The sequence below is a fragment of the Henriciella barbarensis genome (genome assembly GCF_003576345.1).
In the GTDB taxonomy this organism is placed as follows: domain Bacteria; phylum Pseudomonadota; class Alphaproteobacteria; order Caulobacterales; family Hyphomonadaceae; genus Henriciella; species Henriciella barbarensis.
The window spans coordinates 209,633-234,677 of the sequence record NZ_QWGB01000004.1 but is presented as its reverse complement, the minus strand read 5'-3'; the positions used below and the strand labels follow the sequence as shown (position 1 = coordinate 234,677).

Here is a 25,045-nt window from a genome sequence, read left to right as displayed (position 1 = left end):
ACTATAGCGCGTGTTCCCGACGACAATGTGTCAGTTGCAAATCGGCGATGCTTCGGCGTCGCCGTACGTGGTTAGATCGCCGCAACAGCAATAGTAGCTGCAGATTCATCAACCCGTTGTTAAATCTCGATCCGCCATGGTTACACGAAGGTAATATCCGAACCAATTACACGCCGGGGTGGCTATGCGCTCGAACATTTTCGACAAACTCCCGATACTGGTCTGTGAAGTGGCACCCGTACGTGACGAGCACGGTGAAATCATCGACCTGGAATGGATCGATGCCAACGATCTGATGAACGCATCCATTTTGCCCGACGGTGGCAGCATTGTGGGCATGCGGATATTCGAATTCGACCCATCCTACCGCGACTCCGAAATGGTCAGAGCCCTTCTGGAATGCCTGGAAACAGGACAGCAGGGCACCCTCGTCACCCAGCAGGGCCGGGCGGCGAAGATGCTCAACAAGATCATGAAAACGAGCCTTATTTCTACGGAACGGGGCGTCCTATGCTGCTCCCACGAGATTACAGATATCGCGCAACAGCGTGATGAGGCCAAGGAGCAGGCCGAATTGCTTCGTCTCGCTTGTGACCGCGCGCTTCATGGCATCGCAATTGCCGCACACGATGGCGCCCTCCTCTATATGAACCCGGTTCTGGAAGGGCTTTCGGAGCGGACATTCGACGAAGTCGCGGGCCAGCACATCGACACGCTGATGGGGACAGGACAGGCGCGCCGCAGCAAGGAACTCCAGCAGAAGCTTTCCAGCGGCGCGGTCATGCAGCATGTTTCAGATGGAGAAATGCTGACCCCGTCAGGCAATCGCATCCGCCTTTCCATCGCGCTGAATACCGCCTTTCTTCCCGGTGAAACCGATCCGGTCTACATCCTGCACATTCTGGATGTCCGCGAAGAACGCCGGAAAGCGCATGAGCTTCGTGACGCCCTGCACCGCGCCGAACAGGCCACACGCATGAAATCGGAATTCCTGGCAAATATGAGCCACGAGATCCGTACTCCCCTCAATGGCGTGCTTGGTATGGCGCAGACCCTCGTCCACGGCGACCTCACAGGGGTCCAGCGCGAACAGGTGTCCATCATTCTGGATTCCGGACGTGCCCTGATGGTGCTGCTCAATGACATTCTCGATCTTTCAAAGATTGAGGCAGGCAAGCTTGAAATCACGCCCGTCGCCAGCGACCTCCGGCACAAGCTGAGCAGCCTTTTCAAATTGCATGAAGCGCTTGCCGAAGAAAAAGGCATAAAGCTGAAGCTGTTCGTGCATCCCGACGTGCCGTCCAGCCTGATTTTCGATCCGGTTCGCCTGCGCCAATGCGTCGGGAATCTCATCTCCAATGCGATCAAATTCACCGAGCAAGGCGAGGTGATGATTGTCGTGTCGAGTGCGCCAGGCGAAGACGAAGAGACGCAACGTGTCACGATCCATGTATCTGACACCGGCTGCGGCATTGCCGAGAACAAGCTGGACAAGATTTTCGATAGTTTCTCGCAGGAAGACGGCTCGACCACACGCAAGTTCGGCGGCACCGGCCTTGGCCTGTCTATTACGCGCAAGCTTGCACAAATGATGGGGGGTGACGTGTCGGTGGTCAGCCAGCAAGGGCGTGGCTCAGTGTTCACTCTCACCTTTGCGGCACAGGATGTCTCCGCACCGTACAGCCCTCAACCCACCAAGACGGTCCAGATCCGCGAGCCAAGACCACGCACCAGTCTTTCAGGCTGCCGGGCGCTCGTCGTGGACGACAATGCGATCAATCTCCGTGTCGCGAAGACTTTCCTGGAGCATTACGACGTCGAGGTTACACTAGCGAATGATGGCAATGAGGCGCTCGACAAACTAAGCCATCAGCCTTTCGACATTGTTCTCATGGACATCCACATGCCGAGCCTGGATGGCGCTGAAGCTTTCCGCCGCCTCCGCATGTCGGCGAGCCCGAACCGGCTTATTCCCGTTCTCGCACTGACAGCAGATTCCATGGCTGGCGACCGCGAACGTTATCTTGGGATGGGTTTCGACGGCTATGTCTCGAAACCAATCGATGAGCGTTCGCTGATTTCAGCAATGGGCCAGGTGCTCAGCGTCCAGTCCTCAAACGAGAGGCTGCAGGCGGCGATCTAGTCGCCGCCACTCGCTATCAGGCTGTTTCGCCGAACAGTTCACGTCCGATCAGCCAGCGGCGAATTTCCGACGTCCCTGCCCCGATTTCGTATAGCTTCGCGTCGCGCAGCAGGCGTCCGGTCGGATACTCATTGATATAGCCGTTGCCACCAAGCAACTGGATCGCGTCGAGTGCGAGCTTCGTTGCCATTTCGGCAGCATAGAGGATCGCGCCGGCGGCATCCTTGCGTGCCGTCTCCCCACGATCACACGCCTTGGCGACTGTGTAGACATAGGCCTTGGCGGCGTTCATCTGGACATACATGTCGGCGAGTTTGCCTTGGACCAGCTGGAACTCGCCGATGGACTGGCCAAACTGCTTACGGTCATGAACATACGGGATTACGATGTCCATACAGGCCTGCATGATGCCGGTCGGCCCTGCCGCCAGTACAGCGCGCTCATAGTCGAGACCACTCATCAGGACTTCGACACCGCCATTAAGCGGACCCATGATGTTCTCTTCGGGCACTTCGCAGTCCTCGAAAACCAGCTCTCCGGTCTCGGAACCTCGCATACCCAGCTTGTCGAGCTTCTGGGCGACCGAGAAGCCCTTCATGCCGCGTTCGATGATGAAGGCCGTAATGCCACGGGACTTCTTGTCAGGCTCTGTCTTCGCATAGACGATCAGCGTATCGGCATCCGGCGAATTGGTGATCCACATCTTCGAGCCATTGAGAATGTAGCGATCGCCCTTCTTCTCGGCTTTCAGCTTCATCGAGACGACATCAGAGCCAGCGCCGCTCTCGGACATGGCAAGGCCGCCAAGATGCTCACCGGTCACCAGTTTTTCGAGATAGCGCTTCTTCTGCTCGTCCGTCCCCCAGCGGCGAAGCTGGTTCACGCAAAGGTTCGAATGCGCCCCATAAGAGAGGCCGACAGACGCAGACGCGCGCGAGATTTCTTCCATGGCGACGACGTGCTCGAGATAGCCAAGGCCGCTCCCCCCCCACTCTTCCTCCACGGTAATGCCGAGAAGGCCAAGCTCACCCATTTTCGGGAGGAGGTGGCGCGGAAAGACGTCAGTGCGGTCGATTTCTGCAGCCAGCGGAGCGACGTGATCAGCGGCAAAACTTTTCACCGTATCGCGGATCATGTCGGCGGTTTCGCCAAGGTCGAAGTTCAGCGTGGGATATGTGTTCGGGATCATGGCGTTGATGTAGCCAAAATTGCCCAGATTGCCAATGCGGCGAATGCCCCTTTGTCGGGCCTAGTCTTTCTTCTTCTTGCCCGGGAAGATTGCCTTGAAGCAGTAGTAAGCCATCACGACAAACACCAGACCACCGAGAAGCATAAGGAATGCCGGCAGATAAGCCATCAGCTCCGTTTCGTCCTGGCGTTCCATGCCGAACCAACCAAACTCGCCGGCGCCGCCATAGGTGAACAGGCCTGCCCCAACGAGGGCGAGCACGCCAAACAGCAGCGTTTCCAGCGGACCTTCCTTGGTCTCGTCATCGTCTTCGTGACCTTCGGAGAGCCAGACATCGGACGGACGAAGATCGTCGATCAGGATGCGGCCGAGCTCGTCCTTGTATTCGCCTTCTTCAACATCATCAGCGTCTTCAACCGTAAGCGGCTCTGAAACGATGTCGAAGTCTTCGGTTTCAAGCGTTTCAGTACGGCGCTCGGTTTCCGGCTGCTCGTCACCTTCGCTTTCGTCCGTTTCTTTCTCGTCGCCGGATAGTGCTTCACCCTCGACGATGTCTGCGTCGTCGATAGAGTCGCGCTCGTCTGCATCTTCATTCGCTGCTGGTGCAGCTTCTTCGGTCTCTTCAGGCTTAACCTGCGCCGAAGGCGGTACGATCAGGTCGAACGGAGAGGTTTTCTTTGCTGGAGCTTCTTCCGTTGGCTCTTCTTCGACATCGTTCGCAGCGCTGATCGTATAGACTGACTTGTTGTCGTCTTCGGTGTCGTCGGCAGCGACCTCAGTCTCAGCGTCCTGCTCGTCGGTTGAGGCGTCTTCGACTTTCAGGTCACCTTCAGCCTCGCCTTCTGCCACCGCTGTACCGGCGAGCGCAGAAACGGCGGCGCGAATATCATCGACGCTTTTCTCATCATCTTCACGCGCACCGTCGAGATCAGTCTTGAGTTCTGCGGTTTCACCATCGCCCTGGTCTTCCTCTTCACCAAGGATCCGGGTCAGGCGGTCTTTGACGTGCCGCGCGGCCGCCTCAGTGGAAATCTCTTCGTCGATCTGGTCGTTGGCCGGGTTGCCAGGAACCTGGAACGCCATCTGCACCTGTTTGCGATAGCGGTCGGTCTCCTCGATATCGACAAGCGGACGAAAATGGCTGCTGGAGGCGTGTGGAACCGGGCCATCGATCTTGAGGAACAGCGCCTTCTCGTCGGCGCGGCGACGAACGAGTGGATCTACGACCATATCACGCTGCCCGACACGGGCCTTGCGCCAGCTTTCCATGGCCCATGCGGCCTTGAGCTTGTTGCCCGCATTGATGCTGGCCAGAACGTCTGAGCTTTCGAACTGCACGAGGCCAATGTTGAAAGCGAACGAAACAAGGGCGTCGAATTCATTTTGCGACACCGGCACGAGCAGCAGCTGGTTAAGCGCTTCCTCGATTGGTGGCAGGTCAAACTCAGACAGGATAGCCTTGGCTTCGGTTTCCGTAATTTTCAGTCCTTCACGCGCTGCCTTGGTGTGGCCATAGCCAATCACCCAGCGCCCGTCCGGCAGTTTGCGGGACTCTGATCGAAACCCCTCATACGCCATGATGAGCTTGAGACCCGCGTCTGATGTACGAAGTTCTGACACAGTAATTGCTCCAAACCGATACAATGCATTTTGACACTGCAAGTCGCAGGCCGGGCGGCCAAGCGATGCTGCCTAAACCAGGATCAAGGTCGCAAGGCCGAGGAAGCTGAAGAACGCCATAATGTCTGTAAGTGTCAGCACGAAGACCGATGAAGCAACAGCAGGATCTGCGCCTGCGCGCTTCAGGGTAAGAGGTACGACGATGCCTGAAAAGCCTGCCCAGATGAATGTGGCAAACATGGCAACGGAGATCGTCAGGCTGAGTTCGGGGCTCCTGAACCAGGCGAAAGCGATGATGCCCACGCCGATCGCAAAGATCACGCCATTTGCAAGTCCGGTGAGTGTCTCACGCAAGATCGCCCGGCGCCCTGCATCTCCTTCCATCTCGCGCTCGGCGATGGCGCGCACGGCAACGGCGAGGCCCTGGCTGCCGGCATTGCCGCCAAGGGCTGCGACGACCGGCATCAGGATGGCCAGCTGCACCACTTGATCAAGCACACCCTCAAAGATCGCAATAATGGCTGAGGCGATGAAGGCGGTCACAAGGTTCACCGCTAGCCAGGGCGCACGCGATTTGACCGAGTCGAGGACGGTGTCAGAGCCATCGGCCGCGTTCACACCGGAAAGCGCGAGAAGGTCTTCGGTATTTTCTTCCTGAATGACGTCAACAACATCGTCGACAGTCAGCATGCCGATCAGGCGGCCATTGTCATCGGTGACGGGCGCCGAGGCGAGCGAGTATTTCTGGAACTGGTAGGCCGCCTCTTCCTGGTCCATCTCGACCCGGATGTCGGACTCGACCTCTTCCATGATGTCGGAAAGATTGATGTCCCGCGGCGTGCGCAGCAGCGTCGCCAGCGGAACCTGGCCTTTCAGCTTGTGCGCCGGGTCGATGACGTAGACTTCAAAGAATTCTGCTGGAAGGTCATCAGCATGCTCGCGCGCATGGTCGATGGTGTGTCCCACCGTCCAGAACTCAGGCGCGGCGAAATATTCGCGCTGCATGAGCCGGCCGGCCGTCTCTTCCTCATAGGCAAAGCCCTGCTCCAGCGAAGCACGGTCTTCCGGCGCAAGCTCATCGAGGATGCGTTCGCGCCGGGTTTCCTCAAGGTCTTCGAGGATGGTGGTAACATCGTCTGAATCCAGCTCACCAAGCACCGCTGCCACGGCGTCATCTGGCAGGACTTCGACAGCCTCTTCGCGATACTCATCGCGCAGCTCGATAATGATGCTTGTCGGTAGCTGGCCGCCGAGAAGGTCTACACAGGCCGCAAAATCATCGCCGGAAAGCTGCTCGAGAAGGTCAGCTGCATCGGCGGGATGAAGCCTCGCCAGAAGCCTTGCCAGCCACCGCGTGTCGCGGTCCCAGACGGCGTCGCGCACATCCTGGACATAGTCGAGATGTGCTTCGCGTCCGGGCTCATCTGATGTATCTGTCTGGTTGGTTTGCGGCAGATCGGACAAGGGACCCCTCCATCGTTCCGGACGGCGAGGCGCCCGAGCTGCCTGACTTCCCCAGGGATGGTGCGGTCGAGAGGACTCGAACCTCCACGGATTGCTCCACAGCGACCTCAACGCTGCGCGTCTACCAGTTCCGCCACGACCGCACTGGATCCCTACGGGAAGTCCGCGCGGTATAAGTGCGCAAAGAAGCTTTGTGAAGCCCTGCTTGCACCTCTATATGCGCGAAATGACAGATTTTCCCGCAGTTGAATGGGCCGTCAGCGAAAAGCCGGTCAGTTATGATGCCGCAATCGCCTTCATGGAGCGCCGTGTCAGGGCAATCCGCGACGAGGGCGCGCCAGAACTTGTCTGGCTGCTTGAGCATCCACCGCTCTACACCGCCGGCACCAGTGCCAAGCCACACGACCTCAAGGACGCGAATCGCTTCCCCGTCCATGAGACCAGCCGCGGCGGGCAGTACACCTATCACGGACCCGGCCAGCGGGTCGCTTATGTCATGCTGGACGTTGCCGCGCGCGGCCGCGATGTACGCGACTTCGTTGCCAAGCTCGAAGCCTGGGTGATCGGCGCACTGGAAGAGTTCAATGTGAAAGGCGAGGTCCGCCGCGGCCGCGTTGGCGTCTGGGTCGACCGGTCATCGCCGGGTGCCCCGACACGCGAAGACAAGATCGCCGCCATTGGCCTGCGCCTGAAGCGCTGGGTCAGCTTCCATGGCATCAGCCTGAACGTAGAGCCTGATCTCTCCCACTTCGAAGGCATCACGCCGTGCGGGATTTCAGATGACGGCCTCGGCGTCACCAGCCTTGTCGACCTCGGCCTGCCGGTGTCGATGGATGATGCGGACATCGCGTTGAAGAAGTCCTTTCGTGACGTCTTCCTGTCAAATCTGGAAGACACCCCTGCCCCGCTCCGCGATCAGGACGCGTAAGGTCGACGATCCACTGTTGAACGTGAGGCGCCGCCATTCGGCGGATAGTTGCCGAAGAAAGGCACGCGCGCGACCCACATCAGGCTCCAGACTGCAATCAGGCCGCTTAGCGGGATCATCACATTCTGGATCATCGGCGCAGCGGCTTTCAGAACGAACTCTGTCTTCGGCGCCATTGGCTGGTCGAGATTCATGCCGCCGCGTCCACCCGGAGGGCCGCCGCGTCCACGTTGCTGCTGTTGGCCCTCTTCACCACTGGCTTCAGCTTTCTCGCGAGCTGCTTCGCGTTCTTCGCGCTGGCGTTCCCTGAAGGCGTCCGGATCAGCAAGATAGTCCTGCCGCATCTCGAACTGCTTGTCATAGCTCTCGGCCGTCGACATCGCGTTCGTCGTGAAAAGAGCAAAACCGATCAGCAACGGAATGAGTGGCAGGATCGCCAGAAGCGGCGTCTTGCCAGCATCGTTCAGGCGCCGCGAATGAATCACATAGGAGATGAGTGTTGTCGCGATAAAGACGACTGGTGTCGCATAGGTACCGAAGGTCGAAACACCAGCGCCATCGCCGCCCGCGAGGCTCAGGACCAGCGCAACTGTGAACGGGACAACTATGATCATTGCCTGCAGCGCGAAGAGAAGCGTCCAGGCGCGGGTAAAGTGCAGGCGCGGCGATTCCCCCGTCGGATCAAACAGCGTTTGCAACCAGTTCATGCGCTCTGGAAGCTCTCGCTCATCTGTCAGCCAGGGGCGCTTCGGGTCGATTGCAGTATCGGTCGTGTCTGACATTCAGGATGGCTTTCGCGTTTTATCGATAAACGTTTATATCTCTATATTCGAATTTATCAATAAACGATAAGAAAAATATCAGCTGAATGTCTCCGGTCCATTTCCCGGCGGCGGCCCATACGCATTCGCTTTCGGATCGCTTGGCAGACTGCCAACAATCAGGGCCGCGAGGACGCCATTCACGACATAGGAAAGTATGATCAGCGGGAAGAGCAAGTCCACCAGCTGACGAGACGCCTGCGTAAGTTGCGCTTCATCCGCCGATGCCCAGCCTTCCATGACAGCTTCGAGCAAGGCAGTGCCCTCAGAACCGAGGAACAGCCCGCCCAGCAGGGCGAACATCAGGACAAAGGTGAAAAACTTTCCGAACCAGACTGCGATGATCCACCAGCCACTGGTGCCGGCATCATGAAAGCGTTTGGCGAAAATGCAGATGTTTGCGTAGACGAGGCCCAGCGTGACCAGCATGGCAACGATGCCGAGCAGTCCGCCCATCGAGCCTGCAAGCTTGATTTCCATGCCGCGCTTGATGACAGCCACGACCGTCACGAGCACGACGCCCTGCCAGAAGCGCCGCTTCGCGATCCGCCCGTTCGGATTGAAGAGAAGATCTTTCATCGCCTGACGGCAAAGCTCCGGTCTGCTAGCGTGATGCCTATTCGAACTCGACCATGATTTCGTCGGCTGCGACGCTGTCGCCAGCACCGACATTGATGGTTTTCACTGTGCCCGTCGCCTCTGCGCGGATGATGTTCTGCATCTTCATTGCTTCAACGATACAGACAGCCTCACCTTCCTCGACCTGCTGGCCGACTTCGACGTCAACCGAAACGACCAGGCCTGGCATCGGCGAGATGATCAGTTTGGATGTATCCGGTTTCGGCTTTTCAGGCAGACGCTCGAGCATCTTGGCTGTCAACGGCGTACAGACGAGGGCGCGCACAGCAACCCCGCGATGGCGCAGCAGATAGCCTTCGGTTTTGTCCGCAAACTTTACAGCAAATGGTTCACCGTCAATCGTACCTTCAAGCAGATGCGTGCCGGGCTTCCATTCGGTTTCCAGGCTATGCGTTTTGCCCTCAATCGTGATCTTCGCGCTGTTATCGCCAAGCTCCAGCTCGATGTCCTGATGATGCTTGTCGAGAATGACGACCCAGTCCTTGCGGGCCGCTTCCGGCTCGCTCATACGGCCCGAGATCTGCTCGGCGCGGCGTGCAAAAACGCCGTGTACATAGGCGGCCGTGACCGTGAGGTAGAGGCGCTGCTTGTCGGTTGGCTCGACGCCGTCAAAACCGTCAGGGAACTCGTCCTTGATGTAGGCCGTGGTGATGTCGCCAGACCGGAAGCGTTTCTCATCCATGACTGCCGCAACGAACGGGATATTGTCCTGAATGCCTTCAATGTGGAAGCGGTCCAGCGCGGAGGCTTGCGTATCAAGCGCGGTGTCACGGTCCTTGCCGTGGGTCACCAGCTTGGCGATCATGGGGTCGTAGAACATCGAGATTTCGTCGCCCTCGCGGACACCGGAATCCATGCGCACCGTGCCCTCGCCAAGCTCGCCTTCAGCCGGCGGATGAAAGCGACGCAAGCGGCCAATCGATGGCAGGAACTTGCGATAAGGGTCTTCAGCGTAGACGCGGCTTTCGATCGCCCAGCCGTTGATCTTCAACTCATCCTGCGTGAGGGCAAGCTTTTCGCCATATGCAGAGCGTAGCATCTGCTCGACCAGATCGACCCCGGTGATCATCTCGGTGACCGGATGCTCCACCTGCAGGCGGGTATTCATCTCAAGAAAGTAGAAGCTTTTGTCGACGCCCGACGCGACGAACTCAACCGTGCCCGCGCTGTCATAGTCTACGGCCCTGGCCAGCGCGACAGCCTGCTCCCCCATCTTCTTGCGGGTCGCCTCATCGAGCAGTGGGCTTGGTGCTTCCTCGATGACCTTCTGGTTGCGCCGTTGGATCGAACATTCGCGCTCGAACAGGTAGACACAGTTGCCATGCTTGTCGCCCATGATCTGGATTTCGACATGCCGCGGCTGTTCGATGAATTTTTCGATGAAGATCCGGTCGTCGCCGAAGGATGCCTTCGCCTCTGCCTTCACGGCCGGGAAGCCTTCCTCGACTTCCTTGTCATTGTAGGCGACGCGAATGCCCTTGCCGCCGCCACCAGCCGATGCCTTGATCATCACAGGATAACCGACATCATTGGAAACCTTCACGGCTTCTTTGGTGTCCTCGATCAGCCCCATATGGCCCGGCACGGTGCTGACGCCAGCTTCCGCGGCAAGATTCTTGGAGCTGATCTTGTCGCCCATCGCCTCAATGGCGTGCGGGTTCGGACCAATAAAGGCGATGCCTTCCTTTTCGAGCCGTTTTGCAAATTCAGGGTTTTCCGACAGGAAGCCGAAGCCTGGATGTACAGCCTCTGCACCGGTCTGCTTCACCGCATCGACGATCTTGTCCATGACAAGGTACGATTCTGCAGCAGGCGAAGGACCGATATGGACCGTCTCATCGGCCATCTCGACTGCCATGGAGCCAGCGTCAGCGTCTGAATAGACAACGACCGTTTTGATACCGAGGCGTCGGCAGGTCTTGATCACACGAACAGCGATCTCGCCGCGGTTGGCGATCAGGATTTTCTCGAACATGACTGACCCCTGAATCAGCAGTGATTTATAAAAGAAGCCCTGACTTATAGCCCGGCGGCCAACCTGTCCATGACGTGCCCTTGCGTCATGCCTCCGGTTTAGGCGATCTGACTGTAATCTGTCGTGATTACGGGCTCAGATTGAGCGCGAGCACCGCTCAGGCGCTGTCGCGTAATCCGTCCTCTCGTAGGGCCTCTGAGAGCCCGCGTGCAAAGGCCGGAACGTCTTCTTTCATCAGGTTCACGAGGCGTCGCTCAGCCGGGGTGATCGATTTGTCCCATCCAAGTCGTTTCAGGAACCACTGGCTCTCTTCTCCGGTGATCTTAGCCCCCGTTCGCCGCGCTTCATTAGCGGCATAATAGCGAGCCCGGGCTGCGGACTCCTCGCTATAGCTGACCCGGTCGAACCATTTTCCGCTGATGAAGGCATTGCTCATACGCCCCAGGAAACCGCCGACGCTGACGTCGGTGTCACGAAGCCAAGCCTCACGCGTCAGGGCACCCTCTTCTGTCTGGGGATCGGGATGCGCAGCAGAGACGAGATGGTTCAGCACAGCCTTGGCAAACACATTTTCCCAGCTCTTGGAGTTCAAGGCATGGCCGATCGCGTCGTTCGTGCGAAACAGCACATTCGCTTCATGCCTCGAGATGGAGATCGATCCGTCGCCGGCCGGCGCGTGCAGGATACGGCGCATACGCTCTGTCATCTCATCGTCGGCAAAACCTGCCTCGATGATCCTGTTCGCAATTGCATCCAGACAGAAGTGAGAGAGACGTACCGGCGCACCATCGGCATAGCGCAATGTCGACAGCATGAGATCAATCTCAGCATCGTTCGGCAGATGCCCGTCCCGCCCGATCTGTGAGATCAACCAGTCTGTCTCTTCTTCAGTGACCCAGCCGGCCGGCGCTTCCTGCAGCAGGAGAAAGTCCTTCACGATCTCGACAAACCGGTCGGTCCAGTCTGGACCAGGTGCGGCCAGGGTTGAATTCAGCCGGAATAAAGCCTCGGCTTCCTCGCGCGAGACGATGCCGTCGCTGTAGATTTCATTGAGAAGCAGGCGCGCTTCTGACTGGCTCAGCTGCCCCAGCTGAGCGATCTGCGCCATACGCGCTTTCAAGTCCTCGGACATCCTGTTTCCACCCGGTGCCGGTTCCAACAGCCCTAGAGGTCGCAGAAACCCCTTTAAAAGGCGTTAGCAAGCGCGAGCGCAGTCCCGGCCCCGGCTCATCGCATCCGCAGGAATTTGGAGAACAGGTATAGAAGATCCCGAGGCATATCCGGGTTGAGCAGCGCATCGATCGACTCGTCCTGGCGAACGACCATCGTTGACGACCCTTCATCATCGTCGACACGATGATAATTCATGCTCCACTCGGGGAAGGCGCGTTTTTCGACAGGCTCCCCTATGATCTGGGTCACACCCTGGTGGCGATCATCGCTCATGATGCGCTGATAGGTATTGAGAACTTCGTCACGCTCGCCCTCAATAGCCTGCATGAACGAACGACCATTATGGGCGAGAAATCCAGTCAGGTAGCGTTCGTCATTATTCGACTGCGACACGTTGAGGATGCTGTCGATATCATCGTCCGCAAGGCCTTCCACGGCCGTGCTGACATAAACCAGCCGGTACATTCGTCTGTCTCTCTATCCTCTTTCGCGCAGGCGTTTATTGCCTGCGAGTTGGCATTTGCAATCTACTGAATGTCGTTGAGCGCCAGCGGGCTTCACAAGACTCCAGTTTATCATTTTTCGATCAATAGGGATACTATCAACTGTTAAAGCCTTCTCCGTTTTCAAGGTCTTGAGGCGGAGAGCACTTCTGGCCTCGGCGGCAGCCCCTTCCTTCGCCCTCGCTCAGCCTTTGCTTGACTGCCTTTGCGGAAGCCCGGCACTCTCGACGAATAGAAAAGAAAGACACCGCCTTGGGCAGGATGTCTGGGAGGAAAATGTGCCGAGGTTGAAACAGGCGGGCCGTGAGGCCGGCAACCCCTTCGCGAACCGCATATTCGACCTTTTGTTCGAAGACCGCGACCCTGTTGAAAGCCCGGGTACCGCGACCGGCACACCCGGCAACTGGTGGACCGTTTTCAATATCGTGCCGGACGCGTTCAAGCACACGACAGAAGGCTTCCAGTTCTATCGCTCCAAAGAGCGCAAGCTGGACCCTAAACTGAGGGAGCTCGGCCAGACGCGCGCCGGCTTCACGGTTGGCTCGCAATTCGTCTTCTCGCAACATTGCAAGGCAAGCCGCGATGTGGGGCTGACGGAGGCGCAGATCGAAGCGATTCCGCACTGGCAGGTCGCCGACTGCTACGGCTCGCTGGAGCGCGCAGTCCTTGCTTATACTGACGCGCTCGTCCTGCAGCGCGGCCGCGTCAGCGACGGCACATTCAAGGCTTTGAAAGACGGCCTTTCGGACGAGGAGATCCTCGAGCTGACCTACACAACGTGCACCTATATGATGCATGCCGTGATGAGCCGGGCGCTAAGGCTTGAATATGATGATGTCGACGACCGGATCGTCGAGGTTCCGGCCCCCGGCGGCGATAGCGCCGACGTCATGGCCGTGGTCGATAACAACAAACAGGGGGAAGAATAGACATGGCGTATCATCACCTTGCGCTTGCCGCGAAGGACATGAAGGCGACCCACGACTTCTATGAAGGGATCATGGGGTTCGAACTGGTAAAAGTGGAAGTCGCTCCCATCCAATCAGGCGGCTGGGGCAAGCACTTCTTTTATCGCATGAACGGCGACGACTCCAAATTCATCGCCTTCTGGGAGCTGCACGACACAGAAACCCAAGACGAACACATCCACGACCTCAACAAGGCTGCAAATCTTCCCCCGCTGACGAACCACTACTCATTCTCAGTTTCTTCGAAGGAAGAGCTCGATGAATGGAAATCGAAGTGGCGCAAGGCCGGCCTTCATGTCTTCGAAATCGATCACAATTGGTGCCATTCAATCTACACGACAGACCCGAATGGCAACGGCGTCGAATTCTGCCTGACAACAGGCAGCTTCGACAAGGCGGACCGGGAACGTGCGCTCGCAGCGCTGGACGAGACAGAGTTCAATCCGTCCCCGCCGCCAGCCATGGTCAAGTTCTGGGAACCGGAGCCCGCCTGAGGCCTAATCCAGGTTCTAGTTCTTCAGGACAGCTCGCAGCCACGGCCCGTAACCAGACGCACCAAGCATGGCGAGTTGCTGCTCGGCCGAGACCTCGTTGATTGGCACTTGCGGCGTCGCCACAGGGTGTACCGCTTTGCGAAGCGGGCGCTGGCCGGTTGGCATCATGATGATCTCTGCAATCGTGCGCGGAATGTCCATCGGGTCGGTATTGCCGCCGCCATTGCCACTATCGCCCATGCCAGCCGTCAGCTGCGGATAGGCAGCAATCAGTGGATCGCGTGAACGCTCTTTGAGGTCGGCGGAGTTCACGGCCGCGTTCTGCCAGATTTCGGTCGGATAACCGCCCGGCTGGATGATCGTGACTTCAATACCCTTGTCGACCGTCTCATAGGCCAGCTGTTCGCTGAGAGCCTCAAGCGCGAATTTTGTCGGCGAATACTGGCCAAGACCCGGAATGATCAGCCGTCCGAGTTGAGAGGTCACGTTGAAGATCTGCCCCCGGCCTGCGTCCCGCATGGCCGGCAGCGCGGCGCGGATCATGCGCTGGGCGCCGAAGACGTTCGTGTCGAACATCAGTTTCGTAGCCTCAAGGTCCTGCACCTCGATCGGCCCGGACATCGCCATACCCGCATTATTGATCAGGACATCCAGTGCGCCGCCCGCCGCGGCTTCTGCTTCGGCGACACCAGCTTCGACCTGCTCATCAGAGGTGATGTCGATTTCGATGACGGTAATGTCCAGGTTCTCTTCCTCTGCCAACGTGCGAAGCTCATCGGCTTCCGGACGTGGCAGGTTACGCATGGTCGCGAAGACTTTCGCGCCGAGCCGGGCATAATGTTCAGCCCCAAGGCGTCCAAACCCGGAAGACGACCCCGTAATCAGGATGGATTTACCCGCAAGCCCCATCGCCGCGCCGCTGGAGGACTGAGCCGCCGCGCCTGCAACTGAAGATGCAGCGAGTGCCGCCGCACCTGCGCCGAGAAGGAGTTGGCGACGGCTGGGGGACATGGAACTGGACATTCGGGCACCTCTTCATTTTCACATTTGCGCGCATTGTAGCTAAGGCGGCGAGCATGTCGAACAGCTTCGCGTTCACAATTCGGCGATGAGCTATGCGCGCGCCAGATAAGTGTCATCACAGGCCGCATTGAAACCGGTTGAGACAAAGCGCGTTTCCAATGGGCGTCATGAGCAAACGCAACGACGCGTTGAACAGAATTACAAACGTGCAACCGCACAAGGAGACGATGATGACGCACGCCAAAGGATTCACGAGCAAGCTTCGCGCCCATATGGCCGCCGGCGCTTTCCTCGCAGCTGGCGCAGTAGCTTTGGCGCCGATTGCGCAAGCCGCTAACGAAGATCATGATGCAGCCCTGCTGGTCACCGATACCGCGGCGCAGGCAGTGACCGCACTCGACGACCAGGTCATTTCAGACGATGAGGCGGACCGCGTTCTGTCTAATGTGGACATCGACGCCGTTGCCAAATTCACACTCGGCAACAAGTGGGCAGACATCTCTGCCGATGAGCAGTCGCGCTATGTTGATGCCTTCCGGCTCTTTGCGCGCAATCAGATGAAAGAGCATTTGTCCGGCCTATCTGGCGCGGACGTCAAGGTGACGGACGTTATCGCCCGCGGTGACAAGGATGCCATTGTGGTGACGCAGGTTCGCACCGCAGATAACGACCTTCCGCAAGAGATGAGCTGGCGCGTCATGGCCAATGGCAGCTGGCACATCGTCGATATCCAGGCTCAGGACATCTGGTTCGCGATTGAACAGCGCGCCCAGTTTGGCGCTATCCTTGACCGCAACAATGGCGATATTGATGCGCTGATCAGCGAGATCTCGAGCTAGCCTCCACACTTCTCTCGCATTTCGAAAAGCCGGCCTCTGCGCCGGCTTTTCTTTTGCAGGCGACAAAAAAGGCCCCGAACGGATCGGGGCCTTTCCAGTGTCAGATGACCACGTTTTTATTCGAGCGGCGCGTTCGTGTCGTCGCCGACACTGCCTGCTGCTTCACCCGCGACACCGAAGCCGCGGTCACGCATAAGCGCGTCGGTGTCCGGCTGGCGACCACGGAAGTTTTCATAGGCTTCCGACGGCGGCAGCGTATTGCCAACCGACAGGATCCACTTACCGAAAGCGTCGGCCGTCTCGCGGTCATAAGGGCCGCCTGCTTCTTCAAAAGCTTCCCACGCATCTGCGCTGAACGTGTCGGCCCAGAGATAAGCGTAGTAGCCCGCCGCATAGCCCTCGCCCGAGAAGACGTGCGCAAATTGCGGCATACGGTGGCGCATGGGCAGCTCTTCCGGCATGCCCAGATCTTCCAGCGTCTCGCGCTCGAAGGCGTCCGGATCGAAGCCCTCGAAATCCGTCATCATGTGCAGCTTCATATCAACAAGCGCACTGGCGAGATACTCGGTCGTGTCGAAGCCCTGACGCGCATTTGCGGCACGCTCGATCTTGTCGACCAGCTCTTGCGGGATCGGCTCACCGGTTTCGACGTGAAGCGCATAATTCTCCAGCACTTCGCGCGTCGGCAACCAATTCTCGTGGACCTGGCTCGGGAATTCCACATAGTCGCGTGGCACCGCTGTGCCCGCGAGCGAGGGATACGTCACATTGGAGTTGAGACCATGCAGTGCGTGACCGAACTCGTGGAACAGCGTCGTGGCATCATCCCATGAGATGAGCACAGGCTCGTCTTCGCTGCCTTTCACGAAGTTGGAATTGTTCGACACGATCGGCGTCGTGAAGCCGTCCAGATTGTCCTGCGTACGGTAGGCATTCATCCAGGCGCCCGAACGCTTGCCGGTGCGGGCGTATGGATCGAAATACCAGAGGCCGAGATGCTCGCCGTCGCGGGTCACTTCCCAGACGCGGACATCTTCATGGAAGACGGGCACATCAGAGACCTGTTCGAATTCCATGCCGTAAAGCTCACCAGCCATCCAGAACATGCCTTCGCGAAGGTTCTCAAGCTGGAGGTACTGCTTCACTTCCTCGGAATCGAAATCGTACTCGGCCTGTCGGACTTTCTCGGCATAATAGCGATAGTCCCACGGCGCGATAGTGATCTCCGCGCCTTCCGCATCGGCGATCGCCTGCATTGCGGCGACTTCCTCGTCGACTTTTGCCGTTGCGGCCGGCCAGACCTTCAGCATCAAGTCCATGGCGGCTTGCGGATTGCCGGCAACGGCTTTCTCGATCGAGCGGTGCGCAAAGCTCTCATAGCCGAGGATTTGCGAGCGCTCGGCACGCAGCGGCATGATCTGCGCGATTACGCCGTTATTGTCATACTCGTCGCCATTGTCGCCACGCGCGTAATAAGTGTTCCAGACTTCTTCGCGCAGGGCACGGTCATCCGAGTAGGTCAGGAACGGGTCCATAGAAGACCGCGTGTTGAGAATGGCATACTCACCGCCCTCATTGTCGCGGCTCTCGGCTGCAGACTTGGCTGCGCTGAGGACCGAGTCCGGCAGGCCGCCGAGCTGGTCTTCGGTCAGCCACGTCACATAGGCCTGCTCATCATTGAGAAGGTTGTTCGAGAAGCTCGTGTAGAGTGTTGCGAGTTCCTGGTTTATCTCGGCAACGCGGGCTTTTTCATCGTCATTCAGCGCAGCGCCGGCACGAACGAAGTCGGTGTAATAATCCCAGACAAGACGCTGCTGTTCGGCCGTCAGCTGGTCATAGTCGTCACCATTATAGATCGCGTCGATACGCTCAAACAGGGCAGCGTTCTGATAGAACGCATCCTGGAAGGCTGCTAACTTTGGCGCGACTTCCCGCTGCACGGCCTGCACTTCCGGGCTGTTCAGGTTCGAAGCCCAGATGCCATAAACCGTCAGCGCGCGGCTGAGTTCGCCTGCGCCCTGTTCCATCGGCAGGATGGTGTTTTCGAACGTTGCGGGCTCGGTTTGGGCCGTAAGCGCGTCGAGCTCGGCACGGGCGCTGTCCATGGCTGCCTCGAGCGCCGGCGTGAACATGGCCACATCGACCTGATCAAACGGTGGCACGCCGCCATAAGGGCCGGTCCACTCTGCCAGCAGGACTTGTGGGTCCACTGTCGGTGCGGCGTCATCCGCTTCAGCCATGTCCGCGTCGTCGGCCGCGGTTTCCATGCTCGTGTCCTGCGCAAGGGCTGCTGGACTCATGGCGCTCATGGTCAGCGCAGACGCGCCAGCAAAAAGAAGGGTCTTCAGTTTCACTTGTTTCCTCACTCCAGTTGGGCTGATCCCATCAGCCTTTCGGCCTTGGGGATCATGATAATTTCAAATGCAATTAACTGGAGTCCTACCACCTGCTTGCGCTGGACGTCCAATCCGTCGCAAGGATTTAGGATGACAATGCGGTAAGGAAACAACCCATGCACTGGATCGCCATCATTATTATCGCCGTCTGGATGCTGGTCGGCGGCGTTCTTCATATGATCATGCCAGAGCCGTTTTTTCACGCCGTCCCGGATGGTTGGCCGAAGCTTGCGATCGTTTACCTGTCAGGCATTGCAGAGATCGCGATTGGCGTCGGCGTTCTGATGCCCCGCACGCGGGCGATTGCTGGGCTGGCCTTCGCAGCGATGTGTCTTGTCTACCTGCCGATCCATGTCTGGGACTTCTTCCGGACCGACCCGATCTTCTCAGTCCCGTGGGCGGCGTCCACGCGAATCGCAGTGCAGCTTGCCCTGATCGCGCTAGGTCTCTGGCTCTGGCAGCGCAGAAAGATCAGCGTCTAGTGGCCGTGGCCGCCGCCATGGCTCGCCCAGACCTCCTGCCCGCCCTCCCCAAACAGGATGACATTATAGGCATCGACCCGGTCGCCCATTTCCATACCCGGTGAGCCGGCCGGCATACCCGGCACGGACAGGCCGCGCGCTGACGGCATTTCCGCAAGCAGGCGGCGGATATCGGCGGCCGGAACATGGCCTTCGACCGCATAGCCGTTCACTTCGCCGGTATGGCAGCTCTGCAACTCACCCGGCACGCCGAGCTCGCTGCGGACGGGCGAAAGGTCTTCATGCTCGTGGATGACGACGTCGAAGCCGTTTTCTTCAAGATGCTCGGCCCATTTCGCGCAGCAGCCGCACCATGGCGTCTTGTGGACATTCATTGTCTGCGCATGCGCAGGTGCCGGAGCGGAAAACAGGGTCCAGCCTGTGAAGACGGCGCCAGCGAGCGCGAAACTGGCAAATGCGGACGCAAAGACTTTTGACATGAAGGCCTTCCTTTTCTGAACCCATCAGGAAGCACAGAATGCAGCCCGATGCCAACAGCGCGCACATTTTCGCTTGCAAAGGCAACCAAAAACATGGATGGTCCAGTTCTCGACTTTTCGCCGGACTATCAGGCCTTGTTTGCGGTAGCCCTTGTGGCACGCTGCGCTCTCGACTTAGACGACTCCCAAAAAGTTTCGACACCCCCGCACGCAATGTCGCGTGTGGTAACGCTTTGCAGGAGATCTTTTATGACCCAAGGCACAGTTAAATTCTACAACGACCAAAAAGGTTTTGGTTTCATCGCACCTGACAATGGCGGCGACGACGTTTTCGTTCACGCCACCGCTCTTGAGCGTTGCGGCATGTCCGCCCTCAACGAAGGCCAGAAGGTGCAGTTCACGACCGCTGTCGACCCACGCAAGGGCAAGACCGCTGTCGACCAGATCGAAACGGTCTAGGCTGTTTCCGAGGTTGGGCGCACCGCGCCAGAACGACCTCTGAAATCCTAATACGAAGAACGCCAGCGGGTCCGGCCCGTTGGCGTTTTTTTTATGTCCATTTAAGATTGACGCCAGACACCAAGGCGGCGCGCGAACGTGTTTGGACGGTGCACTGACGGTACGTCCACGGTGTTCCTGGAGGGTGGCCCGAAACGACCCTCGCTTGCGGCACAATAAGTCCGGGACCAACCGCCCACCCTGCCCAGTCTCTCCCCAAAAATCTCGACCCGCATTTATGGTTAACGGGTGGACTTAATCATACGTTAACCTTAACAAAAGGGGGACGCCTGTGGTGGGGCGGGGACAGGCACATGCACGAACAGGCGAGATATTCTTCTGGATCAGGCTGGATTTGGGCCCTTATCGGCCTGATCGTGCTTATCCTGCTGCTGTTTGGCACATGGCGGAGCGGCGTATTCGCCGGCGAGCAGAACGACGACCCGATCTACGAGGCCTGTACCGACACTTACGGACGCAACAACTGCCAGTGCTTTGCTGGCATTCTGAGAGTCCAGCTCTCTGAGCGCGCCTATCAAACCTATGTCAGAGATCTTAAACAGGACGAATATCGACTTCGCTATTTCGACGGCCGACTGGCCGAGAATAGCTTCATCGGGCGCGATGCCGGGGTGTGCGTGGACGCATCTGATATTTGCAAGGTCCCGGTCTGTGAACCGCGCTTTACCCTCCCGCAGGGAAACCTTGGGATCGATGGCACCCTTCTGCCGCAAAGCCAGGAGCGGATCTATGAAGGCGCTTCCGAAACATGGGACCAAGGATCATGAACCGGGTCTATATTCTCATAACGCTGGCCTTGGGCGTACTGATTGTGGGCGGTGCTGCCGCATTCCTCGCAGCAGACAGCAAGGCCCAACAATCGGCACTCGACTTTGAAGCTGCCCCCATCCCGGCGGATGAAAGCCTCAGTTTCGGATCGACAGACGAGTGGCAGCCGCGTACCCCGTCGGAAGTGTCGCAACAGCAAGGTCGCTTGGTGCCGCCAGGCACCAGTGTGAGCGATCAACTTCACAGCTATGGCTATGAGACCCCCAAATCCTTTGGCAACCCAGACCGGGGCTGGTCGAGGCGTCATCGCGATTCCTTCCCGGCCGAACCCTGGGCGTTTCATCTGGAAACCGTGGCCCCTGGCACGGGCGGCACGAATGCTGCGCTGGTCTGCGTCGCCGGGGCAGCGGAATGCGTGCCCCGCCCCATTGCTGCACGTGTCTACAGCGAAGCGGCGCGGTACTGGCTGCTACGCGGGGATGCCGAGCTGACCACGCTGGAGCTTGATTGCGGCGAGGCCTATTCCTCGATCATCGATTTTGGCTGTGAGCGCGCGGGCGGACGCCCGCTGATGCCGGCATCACGCGATGCCGCAATGCGTTACTGGAGCCGGTCGGTTGCCTGGGGCCGTCCATTCGGCGCGCAATCCTCGATCCTCGCCCAACGCCGCCTGCAGGCCCATCTGGTAGACTGTCCTGTCTCGCAGGAAAGCCTCGCCCGGATTGCACGCGACCCAGGCAGTGTGATGGCCGATGTGATCGGGCTCAATCTGCGTCAGGCCGCGCTTACAGCGCTGGGATATTATAACGGCACGATTGACGGTTCGTATGGCGCGGAGACGCGCCGGGCCGTCCGGGCCTTCCAGCGGGAACTTGGCTATGATGAGACCGCCTCTCTGACCCCGCGCCAGACTTCCCAGCTCATGTGTCATGCCGCCCAGACCGCCCGCGATCCCGGCGTCCAGAACGTCCTGGGGATCATGCACTCGGTGGGCCTCGGCGTGGTGCAAAACACCGATCTGGCGCTGGAATGGCTGGAAATGGCCGCCGTTCGCGGTGATCCCGACGCCAATTTCAATCTGGCGGTGATCTATGGCACGGGCGCGGTGTTCGGTTCCTACCGGCTTTGCGCCATCGTCGAAAACCCTGAGCGCGCTGACGCTTATCTGCGCGATGCGGCTGATCTCGGCCATGACATTGCGCGTCGCCTCCGCTCCACCCCTGAACTGGTCCATGCCCCGAACTCCCAGGTGCGCTGGGCGCGGATACGCCAGGAAATCGAGGAAGAGGCCAGCGAAACGCCCGGGCGCGGTGCGCGGGCCATGGAAATTCTGCGCAATGCCATGCGCGCCCGCGTCCCCCCGGCTGCCGCCGGGTGTCTGGACGCCAATGCAAGCCGGTGACGGCAAATCGAGAGGACAGGACCGATGCGCAATATGACCCTTCTTAGCGTGCTGATCGGCGCGACCGCGCTCGTCGGCTGCGGGCCCACTCGGCATTATGAACCCCTCCCGCCGACCCCATTCTACCCGCCGAGTACGACGCCTGTTGTCGCCACCGCGGACGCGATTGCCATCGATACCGCCCTGCAGGTGTGTAACGTGGACTCCCTGCGCGCCCAGCGTGACGAACGAATGGAGGCGGCCCGCACACTCCTGATCACGGGCTATGCCTCAGGCGGCGATGTGAACGAGCGCGCGCAATCGACCCAGGGCACCCTGCGCGTGGATCAACCGCCTGCGGGGCCGCAGACCGAACGCACCGAGATACTTCGCGCTTTCGAGATCGATCTCGACGCGGCCTATCGCTTCGCCGAAGGCTCCTGCCGCGCCTATGCTGCCTGCATGCATCAGCGCGATTATCAGGAAGGCGCCTGCGTCGGCTCGCTCGCGTCCTGGGAGCGGTCGCAAGACCGGTTCACGGAAGTGTCGCTGTCGCTCGCCGAACTCCGCGCCTCGATTGCTGCGCCCGTCGTTCAGCGCAGGGTCTATGGCCATAGCTATCCGCGCAGCGACCGGTACGACCGGCACGACCGCCGCCACCGCCCGCACCGGGACAGGCACCACCGCAAGGACCGCGATTGCGAAGGCGTCATCGCTGACCTGTTCACCACGAATGCCTGCGACAGCAAGCATTAGATAATCGGCCAGCACGTCCGGCCGCAGGGTCGTTCAGACTTGCGGCGTTGGAGGTCTGGTTTTCGGCGCACGGAGCTATGGCGGGGCGAGCGGTCTCGCCGGCTGGAGCGTGCGCGCAAGGTGCAGCAGCGGTGTAGCGAAGGTACAAATACGGTGCACACGCGGTGCACGCGTAAAACGGGAGAATGCGGCACCCGGCGCGAGACGTTTCCACGGCGCCGCGAGCGCCAGGCCGCGCCCCGAAGGCTCCGCCCTCTTCCCGCCCGCGACCTGTAATGTGATGATGATCCGCCCATTGGGCAGGACCCCGACGCCGAGCATGCCGACGGGGTTGGCCGCGCGATAGGCACGGTAATAGCGCTCCGTCGCCCAGACCTGAATCAGGAAAAACGGCCAGGTCCAGACCGGCAGTTTTGCAAGGGTTTCGAGGATCCAGTCACGGCTGAGCATGGCCGGGAGTATGGGAGTGGTTTGTAGGGGTGGGGAAAAATTGAAATTTTGCTCGTTCGAGTTGTTCCGCGAACATGAACTTCACGCTGAACGAATGCCGTAGAGTGCGTGAAGAATTAAAGCGACAACTCACTTTTTATTTGCCGCGCCTCCGCCACCGTCAGAGCAGGCTTGCCTCCCGTAATATGCCGTACCCAAACCCACTTCCTACCGTCCTCGCCACTGAATAATTCGGCAATCCGGTGATTCTTGCCGCATTTCGAACGAATGGTCCGGTTATGTTTACTGACCCCGTAGAGCGCACACAGAAGCACGATATGGGTGAGCCCCACCGCGATAATATGCGACGGGTTGTGATGCTTTATCAGTTCAATGTTTAGGTCTCGACAAAATTCGAGATGCCTCAAATTTTCGATGCTGCTGTAGTCGAAGCCAAAATCTTCGCTGAAACTTTTGCCTGTCCCTCGCGATGACCAAAAGAAGAATTCGGTTTGCACAATGCTTTGAGTTCCAGCGACCTCAAATAGCTTTTTTGAATACGACAGCTCGTTCGGGTCGTTGCCGATTTCACGATGCAGATCGAACTCACTGGTTTCTTCCGTTTGAGGTCCATTTCCGCGATAGTCGCGCTTGCCGATACCAGGATTAGTGCCAATCGCCATTACGGGATAATATTCTAAATTTCTTGGACCTAAGCGGCGATCGAAGAGGAAATGATGAGCCTTTTCCAACCCCGAATTCTCCTTTGCGTCACGATACCGCCTGATACGCGTCAACATATCCGCCGTCGTTTTACTGCTGTTGGTCAATTCGTTTCCCACCTCCTGCTTGAACCCTACTCCAAGTCCGATTTATTTTAAGCAGTTGAGGGAAATACATGTCCACGAGCTTTCAACCTCAACGCCCAATTTATATTGAAAGGTCTTGGTTACAGCCGGAAACCGAGCGCCGCCACGTGGTCGAATATAGAAGCAACTTTGCGCTCATGTACCGACAGGAAAAGTGCCCGTTCTGATTTGAGGCAGCTACAATGCATATTTATATCGACGAGTCTGGTTCTTTTACGAGACGGTCCTCTGGAGAGGAAAGTGTCTCGGCCGTTGGTGCATTGGTAATCAGAGACACGCAAGTTGCAGGCTTCGAAAAATTATACGCGCGCCTACGTCGGGAGCTGCCCAAAGAAAAAGGAGAGGTAAAAGGCCGGTTATTGGACGAAAAACAAATCGAGAAAGTCTGCCAGCTCATACGAACGATAGGCGGAATTTTTGAAGTTGTATCAACCGATCTCTCAGTTCAAACCGACGGCGAAATCGATCTACATCAGTCCATTCAGGCGGAGAAACTTACAGAAAATCTCACAGATGAATTCCCGGAAGATTCCCGTGAACGCATTTGGCATCTACGGCGCACATTGGAGGCGCTTCCGCGACAGCTTTACCTCCAGTCTGTAGCTACCTCAGAGCTAATTCATCAAACGCTGAATCGCGCTGACTTGTTTCTCGTCCAGCGTTGGCCGTCAGAACTGGGCAGATATGTTTGGACCATTGATGCGAAAAGCGACACCGGAATTACCAACTGGGAGCAGTGGTGGTTGGATACGCTTCTTCCGATACTTGAAGCCAAGACAATCAGGAGGCCTTTTCAACGGGTGAAAGAGTTTAACTACTCAGCTCAGGATCGCTTTAAAGCGCGGATGAGCGACTACAAAGCTCTGGCATACGGAGTGAGCCCAGAGGCCGAATTTGTAGATATGGACTTGGTCTTGCGAGAGAACATGAACTTCTCTCCAGACCCCATTTTCGGTTTGGAGGTTGTCGATATCCTTACAAATGCAGTGCGGCGCGCAATGATGGCGAACCTCTCTAGAGAAGGCTGGCTGCCCATTCGGCCGCTTATGTTACATCGCAACCCGCACTATATTGAAATAGTTACTCTGAGCTCGCGTGAAATCGATGCTACAAAACTGCAATATGCATCAGTCATTCGCGATTTCACGAGCGGCGGCCGTCCTATGATCGCTCATAGAGACTAGCCC

Annotated in this window: 24 protein-coding genes and 1 tRNA gene; 11 read left to right on the top strand and 14 right to left on the bottom strand. The window is 58.3% G+C overall.

All coding sequences use genetic code 11. The annotated features are described in order from the left end of the window. The first annotated feature begins 184 nt into the window (after positions 1-184). The gene (locus D1224_RS02360; RefSeq protein ID WP_119378328.1) at positions 185-2,143 is read left to right on the top strand and encodes a PAS domain-containing hybrid sensor histidine kinase/response regulator; all 1,959 of its coding nucleotides are present in this window, start codon (positions 185-187) and stop codon (positions 2,141-2,143) included. 16 nt (positions 2,144-2,159) lie between these two features. Here the strand turns inward: D1224_RS02360 and D1224_RS02355 are convergent, their stop codons facing one another. The 4 genes from D1224_RS02355 to D1224_RS02340 form a co-directional block, all read right to left on the bottom strand. Then, positions 2,160-3,332 carry an isovaleryl-CoA dehydrogenase gene (locus D1224_RS02355; RefSeq protein ID WP_119378327.1) on the bottom strand — a complete coding sequence of 391 codons (1,173 nt, stop codon included), beginning with the start codon at positions 3,330-3,332 and terminating at the stop codon, positions 2,160-2,162. A 60-nt stretch (positions 3,333-3,392) separates the two neighbouring features. Continuing rightward, positions 3,393-4,952 (bottom strand): lysozyme, encoded by a 1,560-nt coding sequence (locus D1224_RS02350; protein WP_147372304.1) that lies wholly within the window; start codon positions 4,950-4,952, stop codon positions 3,393-3,395. Positions 4,953-5,024: 72 nt separating this feature from the next. Then, complete coding sequence (mgtE, locus tag D1224_RS02345) at positions 5,025-6,416, bottom strand: magnesium transporter (protein WP_119378325.1); 1,392 nt, start codon at positions 6,414-6,416, stop codon at positions 5,025-5,027. A 58-nt stretch (positions 6,417-6,474) separates the two neighbouring features. Continuing rightward, positions 6,475-6,559 (bottom strand) — tRNA-Leu (locus tag D1224_RS02340). 83 nt (positions 6,560-6,642) lie between these two features. Here D1224_RS02340 and lipB point away from each other — a divergent pair. After that, positions 6,643-7,344 carry a lipoyl(octanoyl) transferase LipB gene (gene lipB, locus D1224_RS02335; protein ID WP_119378432.1) on the top strand — a complete coding sequence of 234 codons (702 nt, stop codon included), beginning with the start codon at positions 6,643-6,645 and terminating at the stop codon, positions 7,342-7,344. On the opposite strand, the gene D1224_RS02330 is transcribed toward lipB, so the two are convergent. The 5 genes from D1224_RS02330 to D1224_RS02310 form a co-directional block, all read right to left on the bottom strand. Continuing rightward, positions 7,332-8,126: a DUF805 domain-containing protein gene (locus tag D1224_RS02330; RefSeq protein ID WP_119378324.1), complete on the bottom strand. Its 795-nt coding sequence runs from the start codon at positions 8,124-8,126 to the stop codon at positions 7,332-7,334. The genes lipB and D1224_RS02330 overlap by 13 nt on opposite strands. Positions 8,127-8,204: 78 nt before the next feature. After that, a complete protein-coding gene (locus D1224_RS02325; protein WP_182482135.1) occupies positions 8,205-8,744 on the bottom strand; it encodes a DUF805 domain-containing protein in 540 nt (179 codons plus the stop codon). Positions 8,745-8,781: 37 nt separating this feature from the next. After that, positions 8,782-10,779 carry an acetyl-CoA carboxylase biotin carboxylase subunit gene (locus tag D1224_RS02320; RefSeq protein ID WP_119378322.1) on the bottom strand — a complete coding sequence of 666 codons (1,998 nt, stop codon included), beginning with the start codon at positions 10,777-10,779 and terminating at the stop codon, positions 8,782-8,784. Between the two features lie 157 nt (positions 10,780-10,936). Further along, positions 10,937-11,911 (bottom strand): hypothetical protein, encoded by a 975-nt coding sequence (locus tag D1224_RS02315; RefSeq protein WP_119378321.1) that lies wholly within the window; start codon positions 11,909-11,911, stop codon positions 10,937-10,939. A gap of 95 nt (positions 11,912-12,006) precedes the next feature. Then, a complete protein-coding gene (locus D1224_RS02310) occupies positions 12,007-12,417 on the bottom strand; it encodes a BLUF domain-containing protein (RefSeq protein ID WP_119378320.1) in 411 nt (136 codons plus the stop codon). 316 nt (positions 12,418-12,733) lie between these two features. On the opposite strand from D1224_RS02310, the gene D1224_RS02305 reads away from it, so the two are divergent. Further along, entirely contained in the window at positions 12,734-13,384 is a 651-nt protein-coding gene (locus D1224_RS02305) for a carboxymuconolactone decarboxylase family protein (protein WP_119378319.1), read from the top strand. Positions 13,385-13,386: 2 nt separating this feature from the next. After that, the gene (locus D1224_RS02300; RefSeq protein ID WP_119378318.1) at positions 13,387-13,917 is read left to right on the top strand and encodes a VOC family protein; all 531 of its coding nucleotides are present in this window, start codon (positions 13,387-13,389) and stop codon (positions 13,915-13,917) included. Positions 13,918-13,932: 15 nt separating this feature from the next. Here D1224_RS02300 and D1224_RS02295 read toward each other — a convergent pair whose 3' ends face one another. Beyond that, positions 13,933-14,928 (bottom strand): SDR family NAD(P)-dependent oxidoreductase, encoded by a 996-nt coding sequence (locus tag D1224_RS02295; RefSeq protein ID WP_233350361.1) that lies wholly within the window; start codon positions 14,926-14,928, stop codon positions 13,933-13,935. 179 nt (positions 14,929-15,107) lie between these two features. Here D1224_RS02295 and D1224_RS02290 point away from each other — a divergent pair, with 179 nt between their 5' ends. Continuing rightward, a complete protein-coding gene (locus D1224_RS02290) occupies positions 15,108-15,779 on the top strand; it encodes an MlaC/ttg2D family ABC transporter substrate-binding protein (protein ID WP_182482134.1) in 672 nt (223 codons plus the stop codon). 116 nt (positions 15,780-15,895) lie between these two features. Here D1224_RS02290 and D1224_RS02285 read toward each other — a convergent pair whose 3' ends face one another. Next, on the bottom strand, positions 15,896-18,127 hold the full coding sequence (locus D1224_RS02285; protein WP_407647428.1) for a M3 family metallopeptidase: 2,232 nt from the start codon (positions 18,125-18,127) through the stop codon (positions 15,896-15,898). A 164-nt stretch (positions 18,128-18,291) separates the two neighbouring features. Between D1224_RS02285 and D1224_RS02280 the strand changes: the two genes are divergently transcribed. Further along, the gene (locus D1224_RS02280) at positions 18,292-18,657 is read left to right on the top strand and encodes a DoxX family protein (RefSeq protein WP_119378315.1); all 366 of its coding nucleotides are present in this window, start codon (positions 18,292-18,294) and stop codon (positions 18,655-18,657) included. On the opposite strand, the gene D1224_RS02275 is transcribed toward D1224_RS02280, so the two are convergent. Then, positions 18,654-19,136 carry a DUF411 domain-containing protein gene (locus D1224_RS02275; protein WP_119378314.1) on the bottom strand — a complete coding sequence of 161 codons (483 nt, stop codon included), beginning with the start codon at positions 19,134-19,136 and terminating at the stop codon, positions 18,654-18,656. The two genes, D1224_RS02280 and D1224_RS02275, sit on opposite strands and share 4 nt — an antisense overlap. Positions 19,137-19,385: 249 nt before the next feature. On the opposite strand from D1224_RS02275, the gene D1224_RS02270 reads away from it, so the two are divergent. The 4 genes from D1224_RS02270 to D1224_RS02255 all read left to right on the top strand — a co-directional run bounded on the left by D1224_RS02270 (position 19,386) and on the right by D1224_RS02255 (position 22,560). After that, positions 19,386-19,595, top strand: a complete 210-nt coding sequence (locus D1224_RS02270) for a cold-shock protein (protein ID WP_119378313.1) — start codon at positions 19,386-19,388, stop codon at positions 19,593-19,595. A 353-nt stretch (positions 19,596-19,948) separates the two neighbouring features. Continuing rightward, positions 19,949-20,422, top strand: coding sequence for a hypothetical protein (locus D1224_RS02265; RefSeq protein WP_119378312.1), 474 nt, complete (start codon positions 19,949-19,951; stop codon positions 20,420-20,422). Then, the gene (locus D1224_RS02260; RefSeq protein WP_119378311.1) at positions 20,419-21,825 is read left to right on the top strand and encodes a peptidoglycan-binding protein; all 1,407 of its coding nucleotides are present in this window, start codon (positions 20,419-20,421) and stop codon (positions 21,823-21,825) included. The genes D1224_RS02265 and D1224_RS02260 overlap by 4 nt, the downstream gene beginning before the upstream one ends. A 24-nt stretch (positions 21,826-21,849) precedes the next feature. Then, a complete protein-coding gene (locus D1224_RS02255; RefSeq protein WP_119378310.1) occupies positions 21,850-22,560 on the top strand; it encodes a hypothetical protein in 711 nt (236 codons plus the stop codon). A gap of 75 nt (positions 22,561-22,635) precedes the next feature. On the opposite strand, the gene D1224_RS02250 is transcribed toward D1224_RS02255, so the two are convergent. Together D1224_RS02250 and D1224_RS02245 are read right to left on the bottom strand one after the other, a co-directional pair. Continuing rightward, positions 22,636-23,010: a hypothetical protein gene (locus D1224_RS02250; RefSeq protein ID WP_119378309.1), complete on the bottom strand. Its 375-nt coding sequence runs from the start codon at positions 23,008-23,010 to the stop codon at positions 22,636-22,638. Positions 23,011-23,126: 116 nt separating this feature from the next. Beyond that, positions 23,127-23,819 carry a hypothetical protein gene (locus D1224_RS02245; protein ID WP_119378308.1) on the bottom strand — a complete coding sequence of 231 codons (693 nt, stop codon included), beginning with the start codon at positions 23,817-23,819 and terminating at the stop codon, positions 23,127-23,129. Positions 23,820-24,040: 221 nt separating this feature from the next. Here D1224_RS02245 and D1224_RS02240 point away from each other — a divergent pair, with 221 nt between their 5' ends. After that, positions 24,041-25,042 carry a hypothetical protein gene (locus D1224_RS02240; RefSeq protein ID WP_119378307.1) on the top strand — a complete coding sequence of 334 codons (1,002 nt, stop codon included), beginning with the start codon at positions 24,041-24,043 and terminating at the stop codon, positions 25,040-25,042. The last annotated feature ends 3 nt before the right edge of the window (positions 25,043-25,045 follow it).

Coding starts and splice junctions, on each gene's coding strand:
- lipB (WP_119378432.1), top strand. CDS start 6,643: ATGACAGATTTTCCCGCAGTTGAATGGGCCGTCAGCGAAAAGCCGGTC.
- D1224_RS02280 (WP_119378315.1), top strand. CDS start 18,292: ATGCACTGGATCGCCATCATTATTATCGCCGTCTGGATGCTGGTCGGC.
- D1224_RS02320 (WP_119378322.1), bottom strand. CDS start 10,779: ATGTTCGAGAAAATCCTGATCGCCAACCGCGGCGAGATCGCTGTTCGT.
- D1224_RS02295 (WP_233350361.1), bottom strand. CDS start 14,928: ATGTCCCCCAGCCGTCGCCAACTCCTTCTCGGCGCAGGTGCGGCGGCA.
- D1224_RS02240 (WP_119378307.1), top strand. CDS start 24,041: ATGCATATTTATATCGACGAGTCTGGTTCTTTTACGAGACGGTCCTCT.
- D1224_RS02300 (WP_119378318.1), top strand. CDS start 13,387: ATGGCGTATCATCACCTTGCGCTTGCCGCGAAGGACATGAAGGCGACC.
- D1224_RS02265 (WP_119378312.1), top strand. CDS start 19,949: ATGCACGAACAGGCGAGATATTCTTCTGGATCAGGCTGGATTTGGGCC.
- D1224_RS02250 (WP_119378309.1), bottom strand. CDS start 23,010: ATGCTCAGCCGTGACTGGATCCTCGAAACCCTTGCAAAACTGCCGGTC.
- D1224_RS02290 (WP_182482134.1), top strand. CDS start 15,108: ATGAGCAAACGCAACGACGCGTTGAACAGAATTACAAACGTGCAACCG.
- D1224_RS02255 (WP_119378310.1), top strand. CDS start 21,850: ATGCGCAATATGACCCTTCTTAGCGTGCTGATCGGCGCGACCGCGCTC.
- D1224_RS02270 (WP_119378313.1), top strand. CDS start 19,386: ATGACCCAAGGCACAGTTAAATTCTACAACGACCAAAAAGGTTTTGGT.
- D1224_RS02315 (WP_119378321.1), bottom strand. CDS start 11,911: ATGTCCGAGGACTTGAAAGCGCGTATGGCGCAGATCGCTCAGCTGGGG.
- D1224_RS02260 (WP_119378311.1), top strand. CDS start 20,419: ATGAACCGGGTCTATATTCTCATAACGCTGGCCTTGGGCGTACTGATT.
- D1224_RS02355 (WP_119378327.1), bottom strand. CDS start 3,332: ATGATCCCGAACACATATCCCACGCTGAACTTCGACCTTGGCGAAACC.
- D1224_RS02330 (WP_119378324.1), bottom strand. CDS start 8,126: ATGTCAGACACGACCGATACTGCAATCGACCCGAAGCGCCCCTGGCTG.
- D1224_RS02360 (WP_119378328.1), top strand. CDS start 185: ATGCGCTCGAACATTTTCGACAAACTCCCGATACTGGTCTGTGAAGTG.
- D1224_RS02310 (WP_119378320.1), bottom strand. CDS start 12,417: ATGTACCGGCTGGTTTATGTCAGCACGGCCGTGGAAGGCCTTGCGGAC.
- D1224_RS02275 (WP_119378314.1), bottom strand. CDS start 19,136: ATGTCAAAAGTCTTTGCGTCCGCATTTGCCAGTTTCGCGCTCGCTGGC.
- D1224_RS02325 (WP_182482135.1), bottom strand. CDS start 8,744: ATGAAAGATCTTCTCTTCAATCCGAACGGGCGGATCGCGAAGCGGCGC.